Annotated in this window: 8 protein-coding genes and 1 pseudogene; all 9 read left to right on the top strand. The window is 72.0% G+C overall.

The window, feature by feature from the left end; genetic code table 11:
* Window positions 1-585 (top strand): annotated as a pseudogene (locus tag ACIRRH_RS08775) (hypothetical protein); the annotation flags it as partial.
* 232 nt (window positions 586-817) lie between these two features.
* The gene (locus ACIRRH_RS08770) at window positions 818-1,006 is read left to right on the top strand and encodes a hypothetical protein (RefSeq protein ID WP_403063647.1); all 189 of its coding nucleotides are present in this window, start codon (window positions 818-820) and stop codon (window positions 1,004-1,006) included.
* 28 nt (window positions 1,007-1,034) lie between these two features.
* The gene (locus ACIRRH_RS08765; protein WP_403063644.1) at window positions 1,035-1,463 is read left to right on the top strand and encodes a hypothetical protein; all 429 of its coding nucleotides are present in this window, start codon (window positions 1,035-1,037) and stop codon (window positions 1,461-1,463) included.
* Between the two features lie 14 nt (window positions 1,464-1,477).
* On the top strand, window positions 1,478-1,750 hold the full coding sequence (locus tag ACIRRH_RS08760; protein WP_403063641.1) for a hypothetical protein: 273 nt from the start codon (window positions 1,478-1,480) through the stop codon (window positions 1,748-1,750).
* A gap of 239 nt (window positions 1,751-1,989) precedes the next feature.
* Window positions 1,990-2,754, top strand: coding sequence for a DNA methylase (locus ACIRRH_RS08755; RefSeq protein ID WP_403063638.1), 765 nt, complete (start codon window positions 1,990-1,992; stop codon window positions 2,752-2,754).
* Between the two features lie 185 nt (window positions 2,755-2,939).
* A complete protein-coding gene (locus ACIRRH_RS08750) occupies window positions 2,940-3,812 on the top strand; it encodes a DNA primase (RefSeq protein WP_403063635.1) in 873 nt (290 codons plus the stop codon).
* An 81-nt stretch (window positions 3,813-3,893) separates the two neighbouring features.
* The gene (locus ACIRRH_RS08745; protein ID WP_403063632.1) at window positions 3,894-5,156 is read left to right on the top strand and encodes a DUF3631 domain-containing protein; all 1,263 of its coding nucleotides are present in this window, start codon (window positions 3,894-3,896) and stop codon (window positions 5,154-5,156) included.
* A gap of 138 nt (window positions 5,157-5,294) precedes the next feature.
* On the top strand, window positions 5,295-5,633 hold the full coding sequence (locus ACIRRH_RS08740; protein WP_403063630.1) for a helix-turn-helix domain-containing protein: 339 nt from the start codon (window positions 5,295-5,297) through the stop codon (window positions 5,631-5,633).
* Window positions 5,634-5,694: 61 nt separating this feature from the next.
* Window positions 5,695-7,218 (top strand): tyrosine-type recombinase/integrase, encoded by a 1,524-nt coding sequence (locus tag ACIRRH_RS08735; protein ID WP_403063627.1) that lies wholly within the window; start codon window positions 5,695-5,697, stop codon window positions 7,216-7,218.
* The last annotated feature ends 115 nt before the right edge of the window (window positions 7,219-7,333 follow it).

Below are 7,333 nucleotides of genomic sequence, written 5' to 3'. Positions count from 1 at the left end.
CACCGCCGCCCCGCCCTCGACGCCCCCTCCCTCGAAGCGGCCGGCACCGACTACACCGACCGCTGGACCATGGACCGCTGCGGCCACCTCTGGGCTGGCACCGAACCCGTCACCGCCGGTGCCACCCCGGCCGCGACGACCACCATGGCCGGCCCCGCGCCCGCCCGCCCGGCCAAGGGCGGCGCTCCGGCCGGCGGGTGGAAGGCCACCGCCGGGTGGGACACGCCCCCGGCCGCGCCGGACGACGAGCTGGAGTCGATCTGGCTGCTGCCCTCCGCCACCAAGGACGGCGACACCCCGGACGGTACCGACTGGGCCGACCCGTCCACCTGGACCACCGGCCGCGAGGAGTCCGCGCCCGAGACCCCGGGCGCCAAGGACGCCGCCCTGCGGCTGCTGCGCGACGCCGGCCCGGAAGGAACCGGTGCCTCAGCCATGGAGCGGGCCATGAAGGACACCTACGGCACTCGCCGCCCTGTCCTCCAAAACTGGCTCAAGACGTGGGTCGAAAACGGCGACGCGATCCGGATCGGCGAGGGCAGCAAGACCCGCTACGTCCACCGCGACCACGCCCCCGACGCCTGACCAAGTCCGCCTGTCTGTCACCTGTCACCCGCCCGCGAAAGGGGGGTCCCTCGGAGCGCAGAGAGCTGTCATCCCCCCTGTGACCTGCGGATTACAGGTGACAGACAGGTGACAGGTGACAGGTGACAGACAGGCCCGATGACACCCCGGATGACAGGCGCCACGGCCCGCCCCGACACCACGCGGGCGGGCCGCTCCACACCCACACAGCACCCGCCGGAAGGGCCTCGCCGTGATCGTCTCGCTCAGCATCACCATCGTCTTCGCGATCCTCTCCGCCGTCCTCATCCGCGGCCGTCGCGTCTCCCTGCCCACCGCCCTCGTGCTCTGGCTGAGCGGCTTCACCCTCGCCTCCACCGGCATGGCCGACCCGGTGAACAACATCCTCGCCACCGTCACCCGGATCGTCTCCGGCCACTAACCCACCCACCCCCGACGGGAGAAGCACCGTGAACCACACTCCGTACCCGCAGCCCGCCGCCCCGGTGCTCTACACCGCCGAGGGCCAACCCCTGTACGCCGCCGCCCCGCTCACCGCACCGCCCGCCCTCTACCAGGCCCCGCCGCAGCCCGCTCCCGTCTACGCCCACCCCGTTGTCCCGCAGCAGCCCACCGTCGTCATCCCGGCCCCCGCCCCGACGGTGCCGGGCCGCGACCCGTGGCCCGCCCGCCTCGCCGCCGGAGGCATCGGCCTCGGCGCCGCCGGACTCGGTATCGGCTACGCCCTCCAGGCCGTGGCCGCCGCAGGCAGCAGCCTCGGCGGACTCGCAGTCATCGGCGCCGGCGCCTACTGCCTCGCCAAGACCCGCGGCTCCGGCGGCGGGGGCGGGCAGGGCGCCGTGAACGTCAACGTCACCGTCTCCAACCGCAACCGCTGACCGGAGGAACCGTCATGGCCCGTATGCGAATGCGCTTCAACCCCTGGCCGGATCCCGTGATCGAGCTGGCCGACACTGCCGACCCGAAGTGCCCGGACTGCGACGGCGTCGGCGAGTGGGCCGAGGAGTTCACCGACGACGGCGGCGAAGACGGCGGCTTCGAGTATCTGCACTGCGCCTGCTGGGATCCCGGCCGGGTGCGGCGGCTGCTGCCGGTACCCCGCTGGATCGCCCGCGCGCTCTTCGGGTGGACCCCGCCCACCTACTCCACCGAGCCGCCGTTCTAACCGGCCTGCCCGACCGGCCGTGCCGCCCGGACCACCGCCGCAGCCAGCGGCCGGGGCCCGGACGGTGCGGGGGACCGGCAGACCCGCTGCCGCACAGCACGAAACCCCACACCAACCGGCAATCCGCCAAGACAGGCGGTCGGTGCGGGGCCGTGCATCCCCTCAGAGATGGGACCAAGCATGCCCGACTTCGCCCGCTTCACGCTCGTGATCCTGGACGACCTGCTCGGCGGCGCCCAGTGACCGCCCCGGAGCTGTCCCTCGACCTCCGCCCGGCGGCCGGGTGGCTGCCCGCGCGACGGTGGAACGGCCTGACCGTGCTGGACGCCTACTGCAACATCGGCGGTGCCGGCATGGGGTTCTGGCTGGCCGGGTTCGACGTCGTCGGCGTCGACATCCTCGACCAGCCCCGCTACCCCTTCCCGTTCCTGCAAGGGGACGCAGTCGACACCATCGCCGCCCACGGCCGGCGGTTCGACCTGATCTCCGCCGGGCCGCCCTGCCAGTTCGACTGCACGCTCACCGCCGGCACCAATTCCGCCCGCCGCGACCAGTACGCGGACCTGCTCGAACCCACCCGCGAGGCGCTGGAGTCCACCGGCCGCCCGTACGTCATCGAACAGCCCCCCGGCCGGGCATCCAAGCGCATGAGGATCGACCTCACGCTGTGCGGGGAGATGTTCGGCCGACGGGTGCTCAGACACCGCAACTTCGAGGCCGGTGGCGGGCTGCTGCTCGACCAGCCGCCGCACGTCCCGCACCGGGGCCTGACCATCGGCTACCGACACGGCCGGTACGTCAGCCCCAAGGAGGGCCGGTACTTCCAGGTCTACGGCAGCGGCGGCGGCAAGGGCACCGTGCCCGAGTGGCAGGACGCCATGGGCATCCACTGGACCACCGTCCGCCGCGAGATCGCCGAGGCCATCCCCCCGGACTACACGCGGCTAGTCGGCCGACAAGCCGCCGCCCAACTCGGCGCCGCGCCCGCCGCACTGGCCGCGTAGGACCACCGTCGTGGCGGCCGTCCTGGACTGGCGAGACGCCCACCACTACGACCGCACCGGCCCTCGGCCCTGCCGCTGGTGCGGTCGCCCCACCCCGCTTCGCGACGAGCAGCGCAGACCCGCACACAAGGTCTGCGCCGAACAGCACGCCGCGCAGCAGCCCCCGCCGACGTCTGGAGACCGGCGTGAACCCCATCCTCCAACTGGCCCTCGAACTGGGCCGGCTCGAACTTCCGGTGCTGCCCCTGCGGGCCGGGAAACGCCCGGTCGGCAACTGCCCGGCCTGTAAGGACAACGCCTGCGGCGGCCGGCCGAACATGAAGGACCCGGGCCCGTGCACCTGCCCAGCGCCCTGCCACGCGTGGGCCGCCGCCACCACCGATCCCGCCGTCCTGACCGGCCCGCCGTGGCTGCGAGCCTGGCGGGAGGCCGAAGCGGTGGCCTACCACCCGGGCGGCGCCGGCCTGACCGTGGTAGACCTCGACAACGCCGAAGCCGTCACCTGGGCCCGCACCGCCCTGCCACCGACGCTCACCGTGACCACCACCCGGGGCGAGCACTGGGTCTACCGGGGCGCCATGGCCTCGGCCAACGCCGTCCGCCCCGGCGTCGACATCAAGTCGGCCATGGCGTACGCCCGTTGGCTCGGCTACGGCGCCGGCACCATGACGCCGCTGCCCGACGCCGTCCGCGCCCTGGTGGTCAAGGAAGATGCCACCCGGCCGCCGGCGAATGGCGCGCGGGTGGCCTCTTCACCCCCGCCGCCGTGGACCCGCACCGTGGGCCACGGGTGCCGCCACACCGACCGCTACGTCAACACCGGGCTGCACCGGGGCCTCGCCAAAATCGCGGACTGCCCGGAGACCGGCGCCGGATCGCAGACGTTCGGCGTTGCGCGTTTCCTCGCGGCCCAGCACGCCCGCTGCCCCGGCCCGTGCGATCTCGGCACCATCGCCCGGCAGCTCATCGACGCCGCCGTCGCGGTCGGTGTCCCGCATGACTACGCCACCCGCGCCGTCGACCGCGGCTTCACCACCGCCGGCGCTCAGGCCGCCTGACGTGCCCGAAGCGGGCCGCCTGCCCGACCAAAGACTGGCGGCCCGCTCCCAACCAGCCCCAACAGAACTGGAGAGGCCAGCATGACCGATCCCACCACGCCCGTCACCACCACGGCCGAGGACGGCGCCACCCTGCTCGACGAGGTCGAGCGGCACCACCGCCGCTTCAACATCTTCCCCAGCGAACACGCCTACGTCGCCGTCACCCTGTGGGACGCCCACACCCACCTCATGGACTGCTTCGAGACCACCCCCCGACTGGCGTTCCTCTCCCCGGAACCCGAGAGCGGCAAGACCCGCGCCCTGGAAATCGTCCAGACCCTCACGCCCAACCCGCTGGTCACCAACGACATCAGCGCCAGCGCCCTGTTCCGCTCCATCTCCGGCGGCGACGACGGCCTGCCCACGATCCTGTTCGACGAAGTCGACACCGTCTTCGGCCCCAAGGCCGCCGGAAACGAGGACCTGCGCGGCCTCATCAACTCCGGCTACCGCCGCACCGGAGGCGTCACCCGCAGCGTCCGCGAGGGCGACAACCACAAGGTGGTCAAGTTCCCCGTCTACGCCGCCCTCGCCCTCGCTGGCCTCGGCGACCTCCCCGACACGATCATGGGCCGGTCCGTCGTCATCCGCATGCGGCGCCGCGCACCCAACGAGAAGGCCGAGTCGTTCCGCCAGCGGATCCACGAACCCGAAGGACACGCACTGCGCGACCGCCTTGCCGCCTGGGCCAACTCCGTGCGCGAGAAGGTCGACGGCGCCTGGCCCGAGATGCCCGAGGGCGTCTCCGACCGCCCCGCCGACGTCTGGGAACCCCTGCTTGCCGTCGCCGATGCCGCAGGGGGGCACTGGCCCAAGCGGGCCCGTGCCGCCTGCGTCCACCTGGTCAAGACCGCCAGGGCCGACGACAGCGGATCCCTCGGCATCCGACTGCTGACCGATCTGCGGGCTATCTTCGACGGCGCCGAGCGCATGCTCAGCAACGCACTCGTCGAGCGGCTCAACGACCTCGACGACGCACCCTGGGCCGACCTCGACGGCCGTACGTTCACCACCCGGACCCTGTCCCAGATGCTCGGCGGGTACGTCACCGCCGCCGGCAAGCCGATCCGCCCCCGCAACATCAAGACCGGCAAGACGGCGCTCAAGGGCTACTACGCCGAGGACCTCGCCGACGCGTGGCTGCGCTACTGCCCGCCCTTGCCCGAGGAATCCGCTACCGCCGCTACCCCCGCTACCGCGCAGGTCAGGGCCCTCTTTCCGGTAGCGGGAGAGGTAGCGGTAGCGGCTACCTCTCCGACCCCCACCACCGAAACCACGGCCGAACTGACCACCGTCGGCTAGCCGCACCGATCCGCTACCGCTACCCCATCCGCTACCACAACACCCCGTCTGACCAGCGCGGTAGCGGAGTAGCGGCGGTAGCGGACCTCAGAGAAGGAAGGGGCCAAGCCCCGCCGCCGATCATCTGGAGGGTCCCGCATGCCTAAGGACAGGGGCGCACTGTCGCCGCTCTACTACCCGGCCGACGTCGCCAAGGCCATCGGCATGTCCGAGTGGTGGGTGAAGGAACAGGCTCGTCGCGGACGTATCCCCTTCACCAAGCCCGGACGTGCCTACCGCTTCACGGCCGAGCAGTTTGCCGAGATCGTCCGCATGTACGAGGTGCGGCCGGCCGCTGTGGCCGCACCGCCGACCCAGGCCGCCGCCGTCGCGGTCCTGAAGAAGCCGGTCCGTGACCCGCAGCAGGCCCGGCCCGCTGCCCGGCTTCGCGCGCGAATGCCGCGCAGGGCGGCGCTCCACCAGCAGGACGCTGCCTGACCACACCCATATGCCCGCCCGGTGACGCCACCGGGCGGGCCCCTGTCACAGAGAGATCACATTGGGATACGGCGAGAACCGCGGTGACTACTGGCGCGCCCGGTACAAGATCGCACCCGGCAAGTACGGGACCGTGAAGGACGCCAACGGGAAGGCGGTCCGCTTCAAGACCAAGCGCGCGGCCGAGAAGGCCGCTGCGGTTGCCGAGGAGGAGGTTGCCAAGGAAGCTGCTCAACCGCTCGCTGCTCCGGAGCCTGAGCAGATGACTTTCGGCGAGTACGCGAGCGGCTGGTACGAGGGCCAGGACCTCGCTGCCTCCACCATGCAGAACTACAAGCGGCACATCGAGGAGCACCTCCTCCCGGAGTTCGAAGATGCCCTGATCAGCGAGATCACCAAGGGCGATGTCGACGCCTGGGAGCGGAAGGAGCGCGAGCGCGGCTACGCGGCCAGCAGCATCAAGACGTGGCGCGGCACGCTGCACCTGGTCCTCGCCGACGCCGTGGACGAGGGGGTGCGGGACTCCAACCCGGCGACCCGCCGCCGCGGTCGGGGCAAACGGGCTGGCCGCTCACGCAACCGCGGCCCCGAGAAGGTGGTGACCGACGCCCTCGGCATCCTGCTGATCGCTGAGCGGGCGGCGCTGCTCTCGGGCCGCGAGGACGAGTTCGTTGCCGTCGTGCTCAAGGGCTACACCGGCATGCGATGGGGCGAAATCGTCGGCCTGGAGACCGAGTTCGTCCGGCCAGCAGCCGTCCGGGTCGAGCACCAGCTGTACGAGCTGGACTCCGGGGAACTGCACCGCTGCCCGCCCAAGGACGATTCCTACCGGACGATCGACTCCCCAGACTTCCTGTCCGCCCTGCTTGCCGGGCAGGCGGCGCGGTCGAAGCAGGCGCCCTGCGAGTGCCATGGCCTGCGGTACCTGTTCAGCGGGCACGGCGCGGCCAATGGCGCGGCACAGCGGCCCGGCGCGAAGCTGACCGACGTCGCCCGGGCCGCTGGCGTCTCCACCGGGACCGTGTCCAACGTGCTCAACCGCCCGGCGGCGGTGGCCGAGGGCACCCGGGTGAGGGTGGAGAAGGCCATGGCCGATCTCGGCTACATCCGGTGGCAGGCGTCCGGGGAGAACGCGGCGCACTGGCGGAGGAACGGGTTCGCCACGTGGCTGTTCCAGCCGGCCGCCACCGGCTGGTACCCGAAGAAGGCGCCGGAGGAGGCCCGTCCGGTGCCCGTGCTGGCCGAGCCGTGGCCCGGCATCCCGGCCCGTGGTCGGGGAGCCGCCGCCCGCGCGCAGGCCTGCTGGCTGCCGATTGCCCGGGGACTCACCCCGCATGGGCTGCGGCACGCGCACAAGACGATGATGGACGAGCTGCGGACGCCGCCGAAGCTCAAAGACGAGCGGATGGGGCACGAGGACGGCTCCGTCCAGGCTCGCTACTCCCACATCACGCCCGAGATGCGTCGGGACCTCATGGAGGGGCTGAACCGGATGTGGCTCGCGTCACTCGAAATCCGCCGGCGGATGTCGCCGGGCTCGCCCGTGGCGGTTCTCGATGCCCTGCTGAGGGCGCCTCAGCGGTAACCCTGGGAGATCGGTTTTCCGGAGGATTTCTCCCAGGATTCTCCCGAGAGCCCCCGAAAAGCCAGTCAGGGCCGGTCTCCCTTGCGGGAGACCGGCCCTGAGCTGGTCTTACTGG

The sequence above is a fragment of the Kitasatospora sp. NPDC101235 genome (genome assembly GCF_044767505.1).
In the GTDB taxonomy this organism is placed as follows: Bacteria; Actinomycetota; Actinomycetes; order Streptomycetales; family Streptomycetaceae; genus Kitasatospora.
The sequence above is the reverse complement of the archived record's forward strand: the minus strand, read 5'-3'. Positions and strand labels throughout refer to the sequence as shown.